The 19,208-nt window shown below is 72.1% G+C and carries 16 protein-coding genes and 1 pseudogene; 8 read left to right on the forward strand and 9 right to left on the reverse strand.

Annotated features, from left to right (window positions below):
- Nucleotides 1-17 precede the first annotated feature (17 nt).
- Nucleotides 18-1,607 carry a glycoside hydrolase family 13 protein gene (locus OG439_RS26490; protein WP_326943528.1) on the forward strand — a complete coding sequence of 530 codons (1,590 nt, stop codon included), beginning with the start codon at nucleotides 18-20 and terminating at the stop codon, nucleotides 1,605-1,607.
- 79 nt (nucleotides 1,608-1,686) lie between these two features.
- Here the strand turns inward: OG439_RS26490 and OG439_RS26495 are convergent, their stop codons facing one another.
- Nucleotides 1,687-3,021: an LVIVD repeat-containing protein gene (locus OG439_RS26495; RefSeq protein ID WP_326943529.1), complete on the reverse strand. Its 1,335-nt coding sequence runs from the start codon at nucleotides 3,019-3,021 to the stop codon at nucleotides 1,687-1,689.
- A 95-nt stretch (nucleotides 3,022-3,116) separates the two neighbouring features.
- On the opposite strand from OG439_RS26495, the gene OG439_RS26500 reads away from it, so the two are divergent.
- The gene (locus tag OG439_RS26500) at nucleotides 3,117-4,547 is read left to right on the forward strand and encodes an ABC transporter substrate-binding protein (protein WP_326943530.1); all 1,431 of its coding nucleotides are present in this window, start codon (nucleotides 3,117-3,119) and stop codon (nucleotides 4,545-4,547) included.
- Between the two features lie 216 nt (nucleotides 4,548-4,763).
- Here the strand turns inward: OG439_RS26500 and OG439_RS26505 are convergent, their stop codons facing one another.
- Nucleotides 4,764-5,642 (reverse strand): LysR family transcriptional regulator, encoded by an 879-nt coding sequence (locus OG439_RS26505; RefSeq protein ID WP_326943531.1) that lies wholly within the window; start codon nucleotides 5,640-5,642, stop codon nucleotides 4,764-4,766.
- Between the two features lie 71 nt (nucleotides 5,643-5,713).
- Between OG439_RS26505 and OG439_RS26510 the strand changes: the two genes are divergently transcribed.
- Nucleotides 5,714-6,727, forward strand: coding sequence for an SDR family oxidoreductase (locus OG439_RS26510; RefSeq protein WP_326943532.1), 1,014 nt, complete (start codon nucleotides 5,714-5,716; stop codon nucleotides 6,725-6,727).
- Here OG439_RS26510 and OG439_RS26515 read toward each other — a convergent pair.
- The 7 genes and pseudogenes from OG439_RS26515 to OG439_RS26540 all read right to left on the reverse strand — a co-directional run bounded on the left by OG439_RS26515 (nucleotide 6,724) and on the right by OG439_RS26540 (nucleotide 13,431).
- The gene (locus tag OG439_RS26515) at nucleotides 6,724-7,458 is read right to left on the reverse strand and encodes an SDR family oxidoreductase (RefSeq protein WP_326943533.1); all 735 of its coding nucleotides are present in this window, start codon (nucleotides 7,456-7,458) and stop codon (nucleotides 6,724-6,726) included. The genes OG439_RS26510 and OG439_RS26515 overlap by 4 nt on opposite strands.
- A 58-nt stretch (nucleotides 7,459-7,516) precedes the next feature.
- Nucleotides 7,517-9,418: a S8 family serine peptidase gene (locus OG439_RS26520; RefSeq protein ID WP_326943534.1), complete on the reverse strand. Its 1,902-nt coding sequence runs from the start codon at nucleotides 9,416-9,418 to the stop codon at nucleotides 7,517-7,519.
- Nucleotides 9,419-9,554: 136 nt separating this feature from the next.
- On the reverse strand, nucleotides 9,555-9,995 hold the full coding sequence (locus OG439_RS50445) for a zinc-binding dehydrogenase (protein WP_442792223.1): 441 nt from the start codon (nucleotides 9,993-9,995) through the stop codon (nucleotides 9,555-9,557).
- 197 nt (nucleotides 9,996-10,192) lie between these two features.
- Nucleotides 10,193-10,456 (reverse strand): annotated as a pseudogene (locus tag OG439_RS50450) (alcohol dehydrogenase catalytic domain-containing protein); the annotation flags it as partial.
- Nucleotides 10,457-10,757: 301 nt separating this feature from the next.
- The gene (gene lpdA / locus OG439_RS26530) at nucleotides 10,758-12,149 is read right to left on the reverse strand and encodes a dihydrolipoyl dehydrogenase (RefSeq protein ID WP_247055671.1); all 1,392 of its coding nucleotides are present in this window, start codon (nucleotides 12,147-12,149) and stop codon (nucleotides 10,758-10,760) included.
- A 49-nt stretch (nucleotides 12,150-12,198) separates the two neighbouring features.
- Nucleotides 12,199-12,963 (reverse strand): lysophospholipid acyltransferase family protein, encoded by a 765-nt coding sequence (locus OG439_RS26535; RefSeq protein WP_326943535.1) that lies wholly within the window; start codon nucleotides 12,961-12,963, stop codon nucleotides 12,199-12,201.
- 63 nt (nucleotides 12,964-13,026) lie between these two features.
- Entirely contained in the window at nucleotides 13,027-13,431 is a 405-nt protein-coding gene (locus tag OG439_RS26540) for a nitroreductase family deazaflavin-dependent oxidoreductase (RefSeq protein WP_247055676.1), read from the reverse strand.
- A gap of 317 nt (nucleotides 13,432-13,748) precedes the next feature.
- Between OG439_RS26540 and OG439_RS26545 the strand changes: the two genes are divergently transcribed.
- From OG439_RS26545 to OG439_RS26565, 5 genes are all read left to right on the forward strand, one after another.
- The gene (locus OG439_RS26545) at nucleotides 13,749-14,789 is read left to right on the forward strand and encodes a LacI family DNA-binding transcriptional regulator (protein WP_326943536.1); all 1,041 of its coding nucleotides are present in this window, start codon (nucleotides 13,749-13,751) and stop codon (nucleotides 14,787-14,789) included.
- 992 nt (nucleotides 14,790-15,781) lie between these two features.
- Nucleotides 15,782-16,915: a DUF993 family protein gene (locus OG439_RS26550; RefSeq protein WP_326943537.1), complete on the forward strand. Its 1,134-nt coding sequence runs from the start codon at nucleotides 15,782-15,784 to the stop codon at nucleotides 16,913-16,915.
- A complete protein-coding gene (locus OG439_RS26555) occupies nucleotides 16,915-17,727 on the forward strand; it encodes a sugar phosphate isomerase/epimerase family protein (RefSeq protein WP_326943538.1) in 813 nt (270 codons plus the stop codon). The genes OG439_RS26550 and OG439_RS26555 overlap by 1 nt, the downstream gene beginning before the upstream one ends.
- A gap of 53 nt (nucleotides 17,728-17,780) precedes the next feature.
- Complete coding sequence (locus tag OG439_RS26560) at nucleotides 17,781-18,461, forward strand: IclR family transcriptional regulator (RefSeq protein ID WP_247055683.1); 681 nt, start codon at nucleotides 17,781-17,783, stop codon at nucleotides 18,459-18,461.
- Nucleotides 18,462-18,495: 34 nt separating this feature from the next.
- On the forward strand, nucleotides 18,496-19,206 hold the full coding sequence (locus OG439_RS26565) for a response regulator transcription factor (protein ID WP_326943539.1): 711 nt from the start codon (nucleotides 18,496-18,498) through the stop codon (nucleotides 19,204-19,206).
- Nucleotides 19,207-19,208 lie beyond the last annotated feature (2 nt).

Consider the following 19,208-nt stretch of genomic DNA (forward strand, 5'->3'; position numbering starts at 1 on the left):
ACTAGGAGGGCACTTCCGTGACCGACAAGACCGGCTGGTGGCGTAGCGCGGCGATCTACCAGGTCTACATCCGCAGCTTCGCGGACGGCAACGGCGACGGCATCGGCGACCTCGCCGGCGTCCGTTCGCGCCTGGACCACCTGGCCGAGCTGGGGATCGACGCGATCTGGTTCACCCCCTGGTACCCCTCGCCGATGGACGACGGCGGTTACGACGTCGCCGACTTCCGCGACATCGAGCCGCTGTTCGGCACGCTCGCCGAAGCGGAGGAGCTGCTCGCCGAGGCCCACGCCCGGAACATCCGGGTGATCATCGACATCGTGCCCAACCACTGCTCCGACGAGCACCGGTGGTTCCAGGCCGCGCTCGCCGCGGGCCCGGGTTCGCCGGAGCGGCAGCGGTTCTGGTTCCGGCCCGGCCGCGGCCCGGACGGCGCCGAGCCGCCCAACAACTGGAAGTCGCGCTTCGGCGGGCCCGCGTGGACGCGCGTGCCGGACGGCGAGTGGTTCCTGCACCTCTACAGCTCGCGCCAGCCGGACTTCAACTGGGAGAACCCGGACATCCGCCAGGAGTTCGAGGACGTGCTGCGGTTCTGGTTCGACCGCGGGGTCGACGGCTTCCGCATCGACGTCGCCGACGGGCTGGTCAAGGACCCGCGGCTGCCGGACGTCGAAGACGGCGACGAGACGCCGTTCTCCGACATGGAGGGCCTGCACGAGATCTACCGGTCGTGGCGCAAGATCGCCGACAGCTACGCGGGCGAGCGCGTGCTGGTCGGCGAGATGTGGCTGCCGGACATGTCCCGGGCGGCGCGCTACCTGCGCCGCGACGAGCTGCACTCGGCGTTCAACTTCGACTTCCTGGTCTGCCCGTGGGACGCCGCGCGCTTCCACGACGTCATCACCCGCACGATCCGGGCGCACGACGAGGTCGGCGCGCCGGCCGCGTGGGTGCTGTCGAACCACGACGTCACCCGCCACGTCACGCGCTACGGCCGGCAGGGCGACACCGGGTTCAGCTTCGCGAACCGGCTGCACGAGCTGCCGGTGGACCGGGAGCTGGGCACCCGCCGGGCTCGGGCGGCGGCGCTGCTGACGCTCGCGCTGCCGGGCGGGCTGTACGTCTACCAGGGCGAGGAGCTGGGGCTCTGGGAGATCCGCGACATCCCCGACGACCTGCGCCAGGACCCGGTGTGGGCCCGCACGAACGGCACCGACCCGGGCCGCGACGGCTGCCGCGTCCCGATCCCGTGGTCGGGTTCCGAGCCGCCGTTCGGCTTCGGTGCCGGGGACGCGTGGCTCCCGCAGCCCGCGGAGTGGTCGTCATTCACGGCGGCCGCCGAGGCCGCGGACCCGACGTCGATGCTGAGCCTCTACCGCGACGGCCTGCGCATCCGGGAAGAGCAGGCGGCCCTCGGCGCGGGCACCCTGGAGTGGCTGTCGCTGGGTGACGGCGTCCTGGCGTTCACGCGCGAGCCGGGCTTCACGTTCGTGCTGAACTTCTCGGCGTCACCGGTACCCCTGCCGGCGGGCGAGGTCCTGCTGGCGAGCGGCCCGGTGGACGGCTCCCTGCCGACCGACACCGCGGTCTGGCTCCGCACCTCCTGAAAGCCGTGAAGGCCTCCTTCCCGGCTCTTATGGCCGGTAAGGAGGCCTTCACGGACTTTCGGTGGCCTGCTTCGGTGGGCTACTTCGTCAGCTGCAGTACGTCCACACCGCGCGCGTTGTCCGCGACGTAGACGTACTTCCCGTGCCAGTACGGCGCCCACGCGCTCGCGTCCGCCGGGCGGTAGTACGCGATCTGCCGCGGGTTCGTCGGGTCGCTCACGTCCAGGAACCGCGTGCCCTGCGAGTAGAACGACTGCACGAGGACCTTGCCACGGACGTCGAAGTAGTGCGCGGAGCAGTCGTCGGACGCCGGGTCGCTGCCCTCCTGGCCGTTGACGCCCCACGTGCCGACGCTCTGCAGCCGGAAGGGCTGCTCGGGCGTCGAACGCCAGCCTTCGCCGTGGTAGGAACCGGCCAGCGACGAGATCGTGAGCACGCCGTCTCCCGCGCAGCCGTCGACGAAGTTCTCCTCCGTCGCGTAGATCAGGTCCTGGCCGCGCCAGGCGCCGTCGCCGACCCGGTGCCCGGCCGGGTGGAAGCTGTTGTGCATGAACCGCGACGGCGCGGCCGTCTCGGCGATGCCGCCGCCGGCGTACGGGATCGGCTCGTGCGCCGTCGCGCGGCGGAGCTTGTTCGTCAGCGGGTCGCGGTGCACGCCGCTGGTCCAGTAGCCGCGCACGCCGCCGCGGCCGGACACCCAGGCCACGCCGTTGTCGTCGACCTGGACGTCGTGCACGTAGTCGGTCTTGCCGTCGTTGCGGGCCAGCTCGATCGGCTGGGGGTCCACCTTCGGGTGCTTCGGGTCGCGGATGTCGGTGACCCAGATCGGCCGCCCGCCCCACTCCGCCGGCTGGTCGGCGGCCTTCGACGGGCCACCCGTCCACAGGTAGCGGCAGCCGTCGACGCAGCTGGTGGTGTGCCCGGCGGGCGCCTGCACGTAGCTGATGATCTTCGGCGCTTCGGGCTTGGCGACGTCGACGACGTAGATGCCGGACTCGCCGGTCTGGGTGGTACCCCCGAACGCGCGCGGGTCCCGGGACAGGAACACCAGCTTGCGGACCGGGTCGACCTCGGTGTCCTCGGTCTCCCACAGCCCCGGCAGGCTGACCTGCCCGACCAGCTTGGGCGCGGCCGGGTTCTTCGTCAGGTCGTAGACCTTCAAGCCGAACTCGCCGGAGACGACCATGACGTCGCGGCGGCCGTAGTCGAGGAAGTTGATCGAGATGGCGCCGGCGGCGTCGGGCACGTTGCCGACGGACTTGACGTTCTTGATCGCCCCCGGATCACCCGCCGTCCGCGTGGCCGGGACCGCGGGTTTGTCGTCCTCGCCGCAGGCGGCGGCCGGCAACCCGGTCGCGACCAGCGTGGCACTGACGGTGACGGCGGCGAAGCACGACCGTAGCCAGGTGCGCACAAAACCTCCCAAAGGGCGTGATCACCCGAACCGTACGACGGAGATCAACCGGACACAACCGCCTTTGGTTGCCTTCCGACTGGTAGGACTGGCCCATGCGCTTGCTCGCCTTGCTGGCCGTCCTGGCCCTCGCCGTCACGGGGTGCTCCGACCCCGCCCCGGCCCCCGGCGTCCTGTCCGTCGGCCTCCGGGAGCCCGCGACGCTGCTGCCGGCCGACCTCTCCGACCAGGCGGGCCGGCTGGTGACCGCCGCGTTGTGGACCCCGCTCGCCGACTACGACGCGGCGACCGGGAAGGTGACGCCGCGCGCGGCCGAGTCGATCGAGAGCACCGATCGGGTGCACTGGACGGTGAAGCTGCGGCCCGCGACGTTCCACGACGGCACCCCGGTCACAGCGCAGTCCTATGTGGACACGTGGCGGGCGATCGCCGCCGAACACTGGGTGGTTTCGCCGGTGCTCACGAAGCTGTTGCGCGCCCAGGAGATCAAGGCGTCGGGACTCGTCCTCACCCTGACGCTTGACCGCCCGTCCGGCCAGGTCCCGGCGTTGCTGTCGGCACCGGGCCTGGTGCCGCTGCCCGCGTCGGTGCTCGCCTCCCACGACTGGAACGGCTTCGCGAAGGCGCCGGTCGGCAACGGTCCGTACCGGCTCGACGGGCCGTGGCGGCCCGGCTCGGGCGGGACGCTGAAACGCGTCGGCGAAGGCGGCGCCGCGACGATCGAGCTGCGCGTCGGCGAGCCGGCCGCCCAGTACGACGCGGTCAAGGCGGGCACCCTCGACCTGGCGACCGAGGTCCCCGGCGAGAAGCACGACGCCATGCACGAGTTCGGCGACCGGCACGCGACGTGGGCGCTGCCGCAGGCCGGCTACCTCGCGTTCCCGGTGACCGACCCGAAGTTCACGGACGCGACGGTCCGCCACGGCTTCGCACTGGGCGTCGACCGCGCGGCCCTGGAGTCCGGCCCGCTGGCCCACCAGGTCGACCCGGCGAAAGCCCTGCTGCCCCCGGCGGACGCGCCGGGCGAGCGCACGGGCACGTGCCGCCCGTGCAGCTTCGACGCGGCGGCCGGCAAGGCACTGCTGAAGCAGACGGCCTTCCCGGGCGGCGCGACCGTCTACTTCGGACCAGGCGCCGAAGGGTGGACGCGCACCCTGGTGGTCGGCCTGCACAAGGCGCTGGACGTCTCGGTGACGGCGCAGGCTCGCCCCGCGGGCCCGCTCGACGGACCGTCCACACTGGACGTCAAGCTGGCGACACCGAGCCCGTACGAGCTGCTCTCGGCCCTGGCCGAGGCGTCGGGCTACACGGACGAGGTGTTCCGCCAGAACCTCACCCTCGCCGACGCAGCGGCCACGGCCGACGAGGCAGGCCAGCTGTACCGCTTGGCGGAGAACCAGCTGCTGCGCGACCTCCCGGTGGCCCCACTGTGGTCGGGCCACGGCCACGCAGTTTGGAGCAACCGCATCCACAACCTCACGACAGCGCCATTCACCGGCCCGGCACTGGCCGCGATCACGACATAGGCTGCGTACGGGTACGCCTGCCACGCAACACTTTCTCTCTGCTGCTCGCGCACGGGAAGCCCATCGCGAACAGACGAACCGCGGCAGCTCGTGGAAAGCCGCGCGAGACGATTCGCCGCGCTCCCGCAAGAGGATGAATGCTTGGCTCCTCTCGGCCTGCCTTGTCGGAGCGATTGTTCTCGTCCTGATCCTGATCCGCGTCTTCGCTTGAGTCGGTCAGACCGTCGCGTGCGCGACCAGGGTCTCGATGAACGCCGCCGTCAGCGGATCCGGCGCCGCCCGGGTGTACGCGGCAAGAGTCCGCCTCACCGGTACCGACGGCCGCAGCACCCGGCCGTCGAACCGTGCCGGGAGGAGGTTCGCCGGGACCAGCGCCGGACCGAGGCCCGCCGCCGCGAGGATCGGGGCGGCCGCCGTCTGCTCGGTGCGGACCGCCGCACGCGGGCGGAACCCTGCCGCCGCGCAGGCCGCGTCGACCAGCTCGGCCAGGCCGTTGCCCGGCGCGTAGTGCACCCACGCGCAGCCGGCGAGCGTGGCCAGGTCGACCACCCCGGCCGGGTCGTCCTCCGAAGCGCCGTCGGCGGGCAGCACGACGACGAACTCCTCGACCCCCAGCGGCCGCACCGGCCCCGGCCAGTCCGACGGCACCGGCCCGAGCGCGACGTCGGCCTCGCCCGCGGCCATCGCGTCCCGCAGCTCGTCGGCGTGCCGGAACTCGATCAGCCGGACGTCGACGTCGGGCCGGTCGCGCCGCCACACGCGCAACGCGGGCGGCAGCACGCCGAGGCTCACCGAGTACACCGTCGCGACCTGCAGTTCTCCCGCCGTCGTGCCGGACGCGAGCCGCGCGGCGCAGCGGGCTCGTTCGGCGTCGGCCAGCGCCGCCCGCGCGTGCGGCAGCATCGCCCGGCCCATCGGCGTCAGCCGGACGGCGCGCGGCAGCCGTTCGAGCAGCGGCCCGCCGAGGCCCTGCTCCAGGGCCCGCATCTGGTGCGACAACGCGGGCTGCGTCACGTGCAGCTGCTCCGCCGCGCGCGTGAACGACCCGGTGTCGACCACCGTGACCAGGTACTCGAGCTGGCGGAGACTCGTCATGACCACAGCTTATCGCTGACGTGAAAACTAAGCCTTGGACTTATCTCACGCGCCGGACCAGCCTGGATGTCATGGAAACGAAGACAGCCCTGGTCGCGGGGGCCAACGGGATCATCGGCCGGAACCTGATCGAGCACCTGCGGGCCGCCGGCGGCTGGGACGTCGTCGGCCTGTCGCGGCGCGGCGGCCCCGGGAACGTCGCCGTCGACCTGCTCGACCCGGCCGACACCCGGGCGAAGGTCGGGCTGCTCACCGCCACGACCCACCTGTTCTACGCCGCCTACCAGGACAAACCGACGTGGGCCGAGCTGGTCGCGCCGAACGTGGCGATGCTGACCAACCTCGTCGACGCCCTGGCGCCGGCCGCCCTCGAGCACGTCAGTCTGATGCAGGGCTACAAGGTCTACGGCGCGCACCTCGGCCCGTTCAAGACGCCGGCCCCCGAGTCCGATGCCGGGCACATGCCGCCCGAGTTCAACGTCGACCAGCAGCAGGTCCTGGAGCGGCGGCAGGGGCCTTGGACGTGGTCGGCGATCCGGCCGTCGGTCGTCGGCGGCACCGCGCTGGGCAACCCGATGAACCTCGCGCTGGTGATCGCGGTCTACGCGTCGATCTCGAAGGAACTCGGCCTGCCGCTGCGGTTCCCGGGCAAACCCGGCGCGTACGACAGCCTCCTGGAGATGACGGACGCGGATCTCCTGGCCGGCGCGACGGTCTGGGCGACCGGGCAGCGCGGCGCGTTCAACATCGCGAACGGCGACCTGTTCCGCTGGCGCGAGCTCTGGCCGAAGCTGGCCGCGTACTTCGACCTCAACGTCGCGCCCCCGCTGCGGATGTCGCTGTCCGACGTGATGGCCGACAAGGGTCCACTGTGGACGTCGATGGCAGCTAAGCACGGCCTCACGGCGTCCTACGCGGACGTCTCGGCCTCCTGGGCGTTCGGCGACTTCGTGTTCGGCTGGGACTACGACGTGTTCGCCGACACGTCGAAGGCGCGCCGCGCGGGCTTCCACACCTACGTCGAGACGGAGCAGATGTTCTACCGGCTCTTCGACGAGTTCCGCAAAGCCCGGGTGATCCCCTAACCGCGGCCGATGAACGGCATGGTCGTCGCGGTGATCGTCAGGAACTGGACGTTCGTGTCGAGCGGCAGCCCGGCCAAGTAGACGACCGCGTCGGCGACGTGCCGGACGTCGAACGTCGGCTCCGCGACGATCCGGCCGTCGGCCTGCGGGATGCCGGCGGCCATCCGCTCGGTCATCTCGGTGGCCGCGTTGCCGATGTCGATCTGCCCGCAGGCGACGTTCCAGGCCCGGCCGTCGAGCGAGATGGACCTGGTCAGGCCGGTGACGGCGTGCTTCGTCGCGGTGTAGGCGACGCTCGCGGGCCGCGGCACGTGCGCGGAGATCGAGCCGTTGTTGACGATCCGGCCGCCGCGCGGGTCCTGGTCCTTCATCAGCAGCACGGCCTGCTGGGCGCAGAGGAACATCCCGGTGAGGTTGACGTCGACGGTGCGCTTCCAGTCCGCGACGGACAAGTCGGCGACGGTGCCGGCCGCGCCGATCCCGGCGTTGTTGACCAGCAGGTCGAGCCGTCCCCAGCGGTCGCGAACGGCGTCGAAGAGGGCTTTGACGGAGTCCTCGTCGGCGACGTCGGTGGGCACGACGAGCGCGGTTTCGCGCTCTTCCGCCGTCTCGGCCAGCGCGTCGGCCCGCCGCCCGGCGAGCGCGACCTCGAAGCCCTCGTCGAGCAGCGCTCGCGCCACCGCCCGCCCGATGCCCGACCCGGCCCCGGTCACCACCGCCGTCTTCACCATGCCGCCGACCCTAAACGAACGGGCCCGGCGAGTGCCGGGCCCGTTCGCGAAGGAGAAACTACTTCGGCTGGACCCCGAGCGCGGCCAGCGCCGGGCCCGTCATGATCAGGCCGTTGCCGGTCACCGTGTCGAACCCGGGCGTGCCCAGGTCGATCGCGCTCGACACCAGCGCGCTGCGGATCTGCGCCGGGGTCGCCGTCGGCTTGCCCGACAGCAGCAGCGCCGCGATGGCCGCCGCATGCGGGGCCGCCGCCGACGTCCCGAAGAACGGCTGGAAGCCGGTCACCGAGGTCGAGACGCCGTCGGCCGCCGTGATGTCCGGCTTGTTGCGCGTCGTGCCGCCGGTCGAGGACACGTTGCCCGCGGTGATCGCGGTGCCGTCGGCGTTGTAGAACAGGTGCCGCTTGCCGTCGGAGGAGAACCGCTCCCACTTGCTCGACGCGGTGAACACGCCGGGGTACGGGCCGGCAGGGTTCGCCGGGTCACCGGTCTCCAGCGGCCGGGTGAACGCGCCCGCCGCCGGGGCCGCCGCCACGCTGAACGCGCTCGCCGCGGCCGAGTGGCCGTTCGTGACGCCGTTGGTGCTGAACGCCTTGAGCGAGCCCGAGGCGACGAACCGGCCGCGGATCACGTTGAGCGCGATGAAGCGGTCGGCGCCGCTGTACTTGACCACGGCGACCTTGTAGCCGGAACCGGTGGCCGGCACGTTCGCGATCTCGTACGGGTTCTGCGAGCCGGACTGGCCGTTCTCGCTGGAGGCCACGACGCTGCCCGCGGAGTTCAGGATGAACAGGTCGTAGTCGTTGGCGGAGCGACCCCACGGGTCCGACCAGAACAGCGTCACCGGCTTGCCGAGCGAGCCCGCCGAAAGCGCGTCGAAGTTCTGCGTGGTGGCGCTGGGGTCGAAGTCGTGCGGGGTGCCGGTGACGCCGCTGATCCTCGTCGAGGACGCGCGGAAGTCACCCTCGTAGTAGCCGCTGGTGCCGTCGGTCGCGTTGCCCGAGTTGCCGGCCGAGGAGAAGTAGAGGACGCCGGCCGCGGTGACGTCGTTGACGGCCTGCGCGACCTGGGTGTCCTGGAACGGCGACTCGTCGAAGTAGGAGACGTCGTCGACGATGATCTGGCAGTGGCTCGTGGTGCGCAGCGCGCGGATGTTCGCGGCGAAGCTCGCTTCGCTGGTGAACGCCGTCGCGAAGCCGAGGGTGGCGTTGGGCGCGAGGTCGTGGACGATTTCGAGCATCGCGGTGCCCTCGTCGCCGCTGCCCTTCTGGCCGGACAGGACGTCGACGGTCGGCAGCTCGCCGGCCGTCTGGGACTTCGCCAGCGAGTCGACGCCGTCGGAGAGCACGCAGACCTTCACGCCGGAGCCGCTGACGCCGTAGGTGGTGCGGGCGGTGTCGGTGCCGTGCGCTTTGTCCCCTTCGGACACCTGGGTTGCGGCCGGGGCCTTCGCGGCGAGCGCCTGGCGCAGGTCGCGGTTGCCCGGCTCGCTCCAGGTCGTGGCCTGGGCGGCGGGCTTGACCTCGGTGACGTCGGCGCGGCCGGAGATCGCGTCCAAAGCGGACAGCGGCAGCTCGGCGCGGACGGCGTCCGGCGCGGCGTAGCGGACGGTGCCGCCCGCCGCCTTGACGGCGTTCGCGACGGCCTGGTCGCGGGTGGCGATGTCGACCGAGACGGTGCCGGCACCGCTCACGCCGACGCCGGAGCGGTATTCCGGCAGCTTCGCGGCCAGGGAGTGGTCGGCACGCAACCGCTTCTCGACGACGAGTTGGCTCGATTGCTTGCGCTCGGCCGGGGTCAAGCTCTTCTTGATGCTCTGCAGCGCGCTGATGCCCGCCTCGGTGCGCGCGGTCGCGGCGTCCACCGTGGACGGCTGGGCCACGGCGACCCCCGTCGACAACAGCAAGGCGCCGACCGTCAGTGGAACCGCGTGCGCGGCGACCCGGCTGAATCTCACCATCGATTTCTCCCTGTGGTACTCGGCCGCTCGACCGAATGACACCCGACCGGGTGTAATGGGGAGAATCTAAGGAGTGACCGATCACCGGTCCAGCGACCAAAGTCGGGAACGTCCAGCCGTCCACATCGTGGAACGATCAAGGAAACGTGAGAACGATTTTTCCCCGGCCGTGCCCGGTCTCGATTTCGCGGTGGGCCGCGGCGGCCTCGGTGAACGGGTAAGCGCGGCGCACGAGGAAGCGCAAGTCACCCTTCGCGTACAGCGCGGCCAGCTCGGCGAGACGCGCGGCGGAGCGTCCGGACTTCGAGACGAGCACGCCGAGCCCCGCCGCTTTCCCGTGCTCGACGAGCGTCAGGATCCGGTCGCGCCGCTTCACCAGTTCGAGGGACAAGTCGAGCGCGGGCCCACCGGCCCCGTCGAGCACGACGTCGATGCCCTGCGGCGCGGCGGCCTCGATGCGCGCCTTGAGCCCGTCGCCGTAGACGACGGCGGTCGCGCCCAGCTCACGGACGTAGTCCTGGTTGGCCGCACTCGCCGTCCCGACCACCGTGGCGCCCTTGAGCCGCGCGAGCTGCACAGCGGCGGTCCCGACGGCCCGGCGGCGCCGTTCACGAGCAGCGTCTCGCCTTCCTTGACCTGCAACGCTTCCAGGGCGATCGACGCGGTCTGCGTCCCCGCGGTGAACCCGCCGGCCACCTCCCACGGCATTTCCAGCGGTTTCGGCGTGACGTCGGAGGCGGGCACGACGATGAACTCGGCGGCGGCCTGGACCGCGGTGAACCCGAGCACCTCGGTGCCCACCGCGATGTCGGACCGGCTTTCGTCGATGATCCCGGCGAACTCGTTCCCGGGCACCCGCGGCCAGGTGAGCTTGAGACCCGGCGGCTCCCACCCGGCTCGCACGGCGGCGTCGTAGGGCTGCACACCGGCGGCTTTCACGCGCACCCTGACCTGCCCGGGCCCCGCGTGCGGCTCGGGCAGATCGAGGACCCTCAGCACCTCGGGCCCACCGAACTCGGTGAAGGCTGCGGCTTTCATGATTCCCTCCAGGTTGTCGGCCCTCAGCTTGATACTTCGAGCTACCTGGAGGTCAAGACGTTCACACGGTCTGCGTCACGAACCCGGCGGCGAGATGCCGACCTGTCCGTCCGAGACCTTTCACCCGATCGAGGATTTCGTTGTGCCGCAACGAATTCCGGGGCTGATCGAGGTCCGCCACCCCTCGCCCCCGCCGAAACTGTCGGTGCCCGTTCGTAGCGTGCGGGACATGGCTCAGACCCGGACCACCGAGACCCCCGTCCGCCCCGACCCGCGACCGCGGGCCAGGGCAGGCGGCGACCTACATGTTGATCATGTGCCCCGCGAGGCCGTGCAAGGCTTCCTTCACCGCTTCACCCAGCGTCGGGTGCGCGTGCACGTTGCGCGAAACCTCGTGCACCGTCAGGTCCCACTGCTGCGCCAGCGTCAGCTCCGGCAGCAGCTCCGTGACGTCCGGCCCGATGAGGTGACCGCCGATCAGCTCGCCGTACTTCGCGTCGCTGATCAGCTTGACGAACCCACCCGCGTCACCGAGGCCCTGCGCCTTGCCGTTCGCGGTGAAGGGAAACTTCGCCACCTTGACGTCGTAGCCCTTCTCGCGCGCCTGCTCTTCGGTCCACCCGAAGCTCGCGATCTGCGGCTGGCAGTACGTCGCGCGCGGGATCATCGGGAAGTCGAGCTCCATCGTCTCGGCGCCCGCGATCGTCTCCGCCGCCACCACGCCCATCGACTCGGACGCGTGCGCCAGCATCAGCTTCGCCGTCACGTCGCCGATCGCGAAGATGTGGTCGACGTTCGTGCGCCCTCGGCCGTCGATGGCGATGGCGCCGCGGTCGGTCAGGGCGACGCCCGTCTTGTCCAGGCCGTAACCCTCGACCCGCGGCTGGAAGCCGATCGCCTGCAGGACCTTGTCCGCTTCGAGGACCTGCTTGCCGTCCTTCTCCGACGACACCGTCACGTGCACCGACGCGTCCGACTCGTCGATCGACTCGACGCGGGTCGAGGTCAGCACCTTGATGCCGAGCTTGCGGTACCGCTTGGCCAGCTCCGCCGACACCTCGGCGTCCTCCAGCGGGACCATCCGGTCGAGGAACTCGACGATCGTGACGTCGACCCCGTAGTTGTGCAGCACGTAGGCGAACTCGACGCCGATCGCGCCGGCCCCGGCGATGATGATGCTCGACGGCAGCTCGCTGGAGAGGATCTGCTCTTCGTAGGTCACGACCCGCGAGCTGCGCGAGGTGCCCGGCAGCAGCTTCGTCGTCGCGCCCGTCGCGATGACGCAGTGGTCGAAACTCACCTGCGAGCCGTTCACCTCGAGGGTGTGGTCGTCGACGAACGTGCCGTGCCCGTCGAACTCGGTGATCTTGTTCTTCTTCATCAGGAAGTGCACGCCCTTGACGCGCCCGTCCGCGACCTTGCGGCTCCGCTCGTAGGCGGCCGTGTAGTCGACCCGGATCGGGCTGTCGGACGAGATGCCGAACGCCTTCGCCTCCTGCGTCACCACGTGCGCCAGTTCGGCGTTGCGCAGCAACGCCTTCGACGGGATGCACCCGACGTTCAGGCAGACCCCACCCCAGTACTTCTCCTCGACCACGGCGGCGCTCAGCCCCAGCTGGGACGCCCGGATCGCCGCGACGTAGCCACCTACCCCGGCTCCCAGCACGACGACATCGAAGTGTTGTGCACTCATGCTTCCGAAACTACCCTTCGGCGCCCCGCCCGGCGGGGTGACCCGGGCCTCAGGCGGCGACCGGCGGGCGCTCGCCGCGCAGCGTCGCGAGCAGGTCCGTCACCGCCGTCATGATGCGGGCCGTCGCCTCCTCGAGCACCGCGCGGGTCAGCTCGCGGCCGGCGAGGTCGGACAGGTCGACCGGCGGCCCGGCGACCAGCTCGACGGTCTTGCGCGGCAGGCCGCGGGGGAACCACGCGGTGGCCGGCAGCAGGCGGTGTGTCCCCCAGTTGGCCACCGGGATCACCGGCGCGCCGGTCTCCAGTGCGATCCGGGCGACGCCGGTCTTGCCGCGCATCGGCCAGCCGGCGGGGTCCTTCGAGAACGTCGCCTCCGGGAAGATCGCGACGCACTCGCCGGCCTTCACGGACGCGACGGCGTCGCGGAAGGCCTCGGACGCCGTCGCGGCGCCGCGGTAGACCGGGATGTGCCGCCCGGAACGCATCACCGAACGGACCACCGGGAGGTTCCACAGGGAGGCTTTGGCCAGGTACCGCGGCACGCGGCCGGCGGCGAGGCAGAACGCGGTCAGCGTCGTCGGGTCGGCGAACGACAGGTGGTTGGAGGCCACCAGCACCCCACCGGTCTTCGGGATGTTCCCCGAGCCCCGCACCCGGAACCGGGTGGTCTGGACGAGGAACTGCCAGACCACCTCGATCGCGAAGCTGTACCAGGCGCCCCGGCCGGCGCGGGCGAAGCGCCGGCCGTAGGCGATCATCTGGCGTCGGGTGAGCAGCTCACCCTCGAGGTCGAGGGCGGTCCAGCGGTCGGTCATGGACGTAATTCGTAGCCGACGACCGGCCGGATCGCCCCGGTCACGCCCGGAACGCGGCGCAGATCACAGCCGCTCGAGCACCACGACGGGGATCTCGCGGTCGGTCTTCTTCGCGTACTCGTTGTAGTCCGGCCAGACGGCGGCGAGCGCGTCCCACAGCTTCGCGCGCTCCTCGCCGGAGGCCGTGCGGGCGCGGGCCCGGTACTTGTCGGCCTTCACCTGGACGCCGACCTCGGGGTGCTCGAGGAGGTTGAAGTACCAGCCGGGGTGGTTCGGCGCGCCGCCCTTGGAGGCGACGATCACCGCGTCGCCCTCCACCTCCTGGTAGATGAGGGCGAACTTCCGCTCCTGGCCGGTCTTGCGGCCGGTGGTGGTCAGCACCAGTGCCGGGACGCCGTCCCGCCACTCGTGCCCGACCTCTCCATCGGTCTCCTCGTAGCGGCGGACGTGCTCGTCACCGAACAGCATGCGGTGTTCCTCTCGTGATCTTCGGGGCGTGGCGAACTCACCACGTCGTGGTTCTCCTGGTGTCCAACACCCGGCCCGCCGTCGATCTTCCCCGGAGCCGCGTCACTCGATCGGGGTAAATTCCGGCCGGCGTCGAGGCTGTGACCACCACCCGGACCACCTGGGCGAACCGGAGCGGGCTTACCCTCTCGGTTCCCGCACTCCTCCCCAGTAGATTGCGTTCCCGTCGCCCCGGTCCGGCAGCACGCCGCCGGCACCGCCCCGGCCGACGAGCAGGGTATGCGGGCCGCACGCCCGAGACCGATCTTGGAGGATCCATGAAGGCCCGGCCGCACGTGACGCTCGAAGAGGTCGCACGCAGCGCGAACGTCTCGCTCGCGACGGCGTCGCGGGTGCTCAACGGCACCGCGTCCGTCCGCGCCGACCTGCGGGAGCGGGTCTCGGCCGCGGCGGCCGAGCTGGCCTACGCCCCGAACGCCCACGCGCAGGCCCTCGCCGGGGGCACGCACCGGACGGTCGGGGTGATCTGCCACGACGTCAGCGACCCGTACTTCGCCGCCATCGCGGGCGGGGTGATGCGGGTGGCCACGGACAACGGGCTGCTGGTGATGCTGGCCGGCACGTTCCGCGACCCGGATCGCGAGGTCGCCTACGTCTCGACGCTGCGCGCACAGCGGGCCGCGGCCATCCTGCTGATCGGCTCGGCGTTCGAGGACCGGGCGTGGGAGCGCGCGATGGCCGCGGAGCTGGAGCCCTACCGCCGGGGCGGCGGCCAGGTAGCGGCGGTCAGCCGCCACCGCGGCCTCAAGATCGACACCGTCCAACCGGACAACAAGGGCGGCGCCGCCGAGCTGGCGAACGCGCTGGTCGGCCTCGGCCACAAACGCTTCGCCGTACTGGCCGGCCCGCGCCGCCTGAGCACGGTCATCGACCGGCTGGCCGGCTTCACCGACGGCCTGGCCGCGCACGGCATAGACCTGCGCGAGGACGACGTCGTCGAGGGCGCGTTCACCCGCGACGGCGGTTACGAGGCGACCAAGCAGCTGCTGGCCGGCCGCAAGCGCAAGCTGCCCACCTGCATCTTCGCCGTCACGGACGTGATGGCGATCGGCGCGATGACGGCATTGCGCGAGGCGGGCTTGTCCGTCCCCGGCGACATCTCCCTGGCGGGCTTCGACGACATCCCGGTAGTCCGCGACCTGGCCCCAGCCCTCACCACCGTCCGGCTCCCACTGGAGGAACTGGGCGAGCGAGCAATGGACCTGGCCATCAAGGGCGGCAGCGCCAGCCGCCCGAGGACAATCCGCCTGGCGGGCGAGGTAGTACTGCGCGAAAGCACCGCCCGCCCCAAGCGCTGACCCAACGGCCCCGCCAAGCCGCCGAATCGCGCCGGGCGAATGCGCCGCACGCCCCAAACGCCGACCGAACGGCCAACCGAGTCGCACTACGCGAGAGCACCGCACGCCCCAAACATCGACCGAACGGCCAACCGGGTCGGCTGCGCGAGAACACCGCACGCCCCAGCGCCGACCCGGCGGCCCGGTCGAGCCGCCGGAGTCATGCCAGGCGAATGCATCGCAGGCCCCAAGCGCTGGCCGAATGGTCGGCCGGTTGTGTGTCTGCACGAGAGCACCGCACGCTCCCCCGCACCGACCGAATGGGCCGGCGAATTCACGCCGCGAGAGCCATCGCCGCCCAGCGCAGGCCGAACGGGGCGGCCGAGCTCGCGCATTCACGTCGCGAAACATCGCGCGCCCAGACGCCGACCGAATCGGCGGCCGAGTCGCCGAAATCGCGCTTGGAGAAAGCGCCACCCCACCCGAACGCTGACCGGCCAAGCCGGGCGAGCCGGCGAATCACCCGCGCGAGAGCACACGCTCGAGCGCCGACCGGCCGAGCCGCACGAATCGTGCTGCAGGAATGCACCGCCCGCCCCAAGCGCTGACCCGACGGCCCGGCCGAGCCATCGAATCGCGCCGCGAGAAGCACCGCTCATCCCTCAGCCCAGACCGAACCGGCCAGCCGAGCCAGCGAAGTCGCACCGCAAGAAGCACCGCTCATCCCTCAGCCCAGACCGAACCGGCCAGCCGAGCCAGCGAAGTCGCACCGCAAGAAGCACCGCTCATCCCTCAGCCCAGACCGAACCGGCCAGCCGAGCCAGCGAAGTCGCGCCGCAAGAAGCACTACTCATCCCCCAGGCCCCGAACGAACAGGCCAGCCAAGCCGCCGAACTCGCGCCACGAGAATCTCCTCCCACCCCGAGCGCTCACCGGGCAGGCCTTGTCGCGCTCCCGTGCAGGCCCTACCGTAGTCGGCGAGAAAGCGCTTTCTGACGACTCCGGAGGTTCCTGTGCTCGTGCTCCCCACCCCCGGCGGCGAGCTCACGACGTGGTCGCCGACCGGGCCACGACCGCCCGAGCCGCCGTCAGCACCTCCGGCGTCGCGAATCGCCTACGCTGCCGCGCACGTTGTCGCCGATGCGCTCGCCGATGAGCCCTATGCCGTGGACTGGGACGCGACGCTGACCTTTCGCGAGCACCTCTGGGCCAGCGGGCTCGGCGTCGCCGATGCGATGGACACCGCGCAACGCGGCATGGGTCTGGATTGGGCGACCACCCGCGAACTGGTCACCCGGACCGGCGCGGCCGCGAACGGGCGGCCTTGGGTCGCCGGCGTCGGTACCGATCAGCTGGCCGATGGGCCGGCCACCGTCGCGTCCATTGTGGACGCCTGGCGGGAGCAGCTCGACCTGGTCGGCGGCGCCGGCGCGGTGCCGGTCGTCATGGCCAGCCGGGCGCTTGCCGCGGCGGCTTCCGGGCCCGGTGACTACCACGCGGCCTACGGCAAGCTGCTGTCCGGGGCCGGCGGGCCCGTGCTGCTGCACTGGCTGGGTGAGCAGTTCGACCCCGCCCTGGCCGGCTACTGGGGCCACGACGACGTCCGCGCCGCGGCGCGGGAGCTGGGGGCGCTCTGCGCCGAGCACGCCGGCACCGTCGCCGGGGTGAAGGTGTCCGTGCTCGACGCCGCCGTCGAGACGGAGTTCCGGCGGGCGCTGCCGGCCGGCGTGCGGTGCTACACCGGCGACGACTTCCACTACCCTGAGCTCATCGCGGGCGACGAACACGGGCACAGCGAGGCCCTGCTCGGGATCTTCGACCCGATCGCGCCGGTCGCCGGGGCCGCGCTCGCCCGGCTCGACGACGGCGACCGCGCCGGGTTCGCCGCGCTGCTCGACCCGACCGTGCCGCTGGCCCGCGAGATCTTCCACGCGCCGACCCGGCACTACAAGACCGGCGTCGTGTTCCTCGCCTACCTCAACGGGCACCAGGACCACTTCCGGATGATCGCCGGCCAGGAGTCGGCGCGCACCATCACGCACCTCGCCACCCTGCTGCGCCTCGCCGACGACGCCGGCGTGCTGGCCGACCCCGACCTGGCCGTGGCCCGGATGCGGCCGCTGCTGCTGGCCGCCGGGGTCGCGTGATGGACGAGCGGCTCAGCCTCAACCAGATCACCACCAAGGCCTGGTCGCTGCCCGAGGCCGTCGCCGGATGCGCGCAAGCGGGCGTCGGCTGGATCGGCCTGTGGCGCGACAAGGTCGCCGAGACCGGCGTCGACGAGGCCGCGCGCCTGCTGATGGAGCACGGCGTCCGCGTCTCTTCCTTGTGCCGTGGCGGGTTCTTCACCGGCGTGACGCCCGAAGGGTCCCCTGTGGACGGTGTGGCGCAGACGCGGGAGGCGATCGACGAAGCCGCCGCGCTGGGCGCCGACGTCCTCGTGCTGGTGGTCGGCGGCGTCGCAGGCAACGACCTCACAGCGTCCCGGCAGCGCGTCGCGGACGCCGTCGGCGAGCTGGCGCCCTACGCCGGGGCGCGCGGGGTGCGCCTCGGCCTGGAGCCGCTGCACCCGATGCAGTGCGCCGACCGGTCCGTCCTGTCCACAGTGGACCAGGCGCTGGCCATCGCGCTCGAGCACCCGGCCGAGCAGGTCGGGGTGATCGTCGACGAGTTCCACGTCTGGTGGGACCCGCGGATCGAGGAGTCGATCGCCGCGGCCGCCGGGCGGATCGCCGGGTTCCACGTCTGCGACGTCCTCGTGCCGCTGCCCGACCCGCTGCTGGGCCGCGCGCTGCCGGGCGACGGCCCGATCGACCACCGGCACCTGCGCGCCCGCGTCGAGGCCGCGGGCTACACCGGCCCGATCGAGGTCGAGGTGTTCAACGGCGACCTGTGGGCCCGGCCGGGCGCGGAGGTGCTCGCCGAGACCATCGCGGCGTTCGGGCGGTTCGTGGCCTGACACGTCCGGCCGCCGGTAGCCTCGAGTCCATCAGGCGGACGGGGGGTCGCTCGGTGACGGACCAGCAGAGCGACGACGGCGCGGTCCGGAGTGTGCTGCGCACCTTCGACCTGCTCGCGCTGTTCACCGAGCGCCACCGCACCTGGGCCGTCAAGGACCTCACCGCGGCGAGCGGCCTGGCCAAGACGACCGTGCTGCGCCTGGTCGCCACCTGCGAGCAGCGCGGCCTGCTCTGGACGCGCCCGGACGGCCGGGTCACCGTCGGGCCGGGCCTGCTGCGCTGGGCCACGCTGGCGAACACCGCGTGGCAGCTGCCCGAACCGGTCCGCCAGGTCTTGCGCGAACTGGCGCTGGAGTGCGGCGAGACGGCCGGGCTCTACGTCCGCAGCACGACGGTGCTCGTCTGCGTCGCCCAGCAGGAGGGCCCGCAGGGCATCCGGCACGTGGGCCGCGTGGGTGACGAGCTGCCGCTGACGTGCGGCGCGGCGGGCCTGGTGCTCGACGCGGGCGCGGCCGGCGGCGCCGAGACCAGCCACGGCGAACCGGAGGCCGGGGCGTCCAGCGTCGCCGCGCCGGTGCACGACGCCGACGGGCGGGTGCTCGCCGCGCTCGCGATCACCGGGCCGACCACGCGGCTCACCGGACCGCGAGCCGCCGGGTTCGGCGCGTCGGTGACGGCGGCCGCGCGGCGGATCACCCGGATCGGCTTCGGCACCCGCCCCGACCAGCCCTGACGTGGTTCGGCGGCCGTCCGGTTACGCTTCCGGCATGCCGAACCTGCTGGTGGTGGAGGACGACGCCGCGATCGGCAGCGTGCTCGAATCGACTCTGCGACTGCACGGTTACCAGGTGTCCTGGCGACGCGACGGCCGCACCGCGCTGCAGGCCGCCGACGGCGGTGAGTTCGACCTCGTCCTGCTCGATCTCGGCCTGCCCGACCTGGACGGCGTCGAGGTCTGCCGCCGGCTGCGGGCCGCGCTGCCCGCGGCGGTGCTGGTCATCCTCACCGCCCGGCAGGAGGAGATGGACGTCGTCGTCGGCCTGGACGCCGGGGCCGACGACTACCTCACCAAGCCGATCCGGCTGGGCGAGCTGCTGGCCCGGGTGCGGGCGCACCTGCGCCGCGGCGCGCCCGCCACGGCCCGGCCGCCGGTGACCGTCGGCGGCCTCACCGTCGACATCGCCGGGCGCCGCACCAGCGTCAACGGGCACGAGGTGGTGCTGCGCGCGAAGGAGTTCGACCTGCTGGCCCGGCTGGCCGAGCAGCCCGGCGTCGCGGTCAGCCGCGAGACGCTGATGGCCGAGGTCTGGGACGCGCACTGGTACGGCTCGACGAAGACGCTCGACGTGCACATCGCCGCCGTGCGCCGCAAGCTCGCCGCGGCCGCCGGCGCCGGGGCTGACGTCCCGCTGATCGCCACCCTGCGCGGGCACGGCTACCGCCTGGAGGACCCCGCGCGGACCGGGGCGCAGCGGTAGCC

This window comes from Amycolatopsis sp. NBC_01307, assembly GCF_035975215.1.
Classification (GTDB): Bacteria; Actinomycetota; Actinomycetes; order Mycobacteriales; family Pseudonocardiaceae; genus Amycolatopsis.

Coding starts and splice junctions, on each gene's coding strand:
- OG439_RS26500 (WP_326943530.1), top strand. CDS start 3,117: ATGCGCTTGCTCGCCTTGCTGGCCGTCCTGGCCCTCGCCGTCACGGGG.
- OG439_RS26505 (WP_326943531.1), bottom strand. CDS start 5,642: ATGACGAGTCTCCGCCAGCTCGAGTACCTGGTCACGGTGGTCGACACC.
- OG439_RS26510 (WP_326943532.1), top strand. CDS start 5,714: ATGGAAACGAAGACAGCCCTGGTCGCGGGGGCCAACGGGATCATCGGC.
- OG439_RS26515 (WP_326943533.1), bottom strand. CDS start 7,458: ATGGTGAAGACGGCGGTGGTGACCGGGGCCGGGTCGGGCATCGGGCGG.
- OG439_RS26520 (WP_326943534.1), bottom strand. CDS start 9,418: ATGGTGAGATTCAGCCGGGTCGCCGCGCACGCGGTTCCACTGACGGTC.
- lpdA (WP_247055671.1), bottom strand. CDS start 12,149: ATGAGTGCACAACACTTCGATGTCGTCGTGCTGGGAGCCGGGGTAGGT.
- OG439_RS26535 (WP_326943535.1), bottom strand. CDS start 12,963: ATGACCGACCGCTGGACCGCCCTCGACCTCGAGGGTGAGCTGCTCACC.
- OG439_RS26540 (WP_247055676.1), bottom strand. CDS start 13,431: ATGCTGTTCGGTGACGAGCACGTCCGCCGCTACGAGGAGACCGATGGA.
- OG439_RS26545 (WP_326943536.1), top strand. CDS start 13,749: ATGAAGGCCCGGCCGCACGTGACGCTCGAAGAGGTCGCACGCAGCGCG.
- OG439_RS26555 (WP_326943538.1), top strand. CDS start 16,915: ATGGACGAGCGGCTCAGCCTCAACCAGATCACCACCAAGGCCTGGTCG.
- OG439_RS26565 (WP_326943539.1), top strand. CDS start 18,496: ATGCCGAACCTGCTGGTGGTGGAGGACGACGCCGCGATCGGCAGCGTG.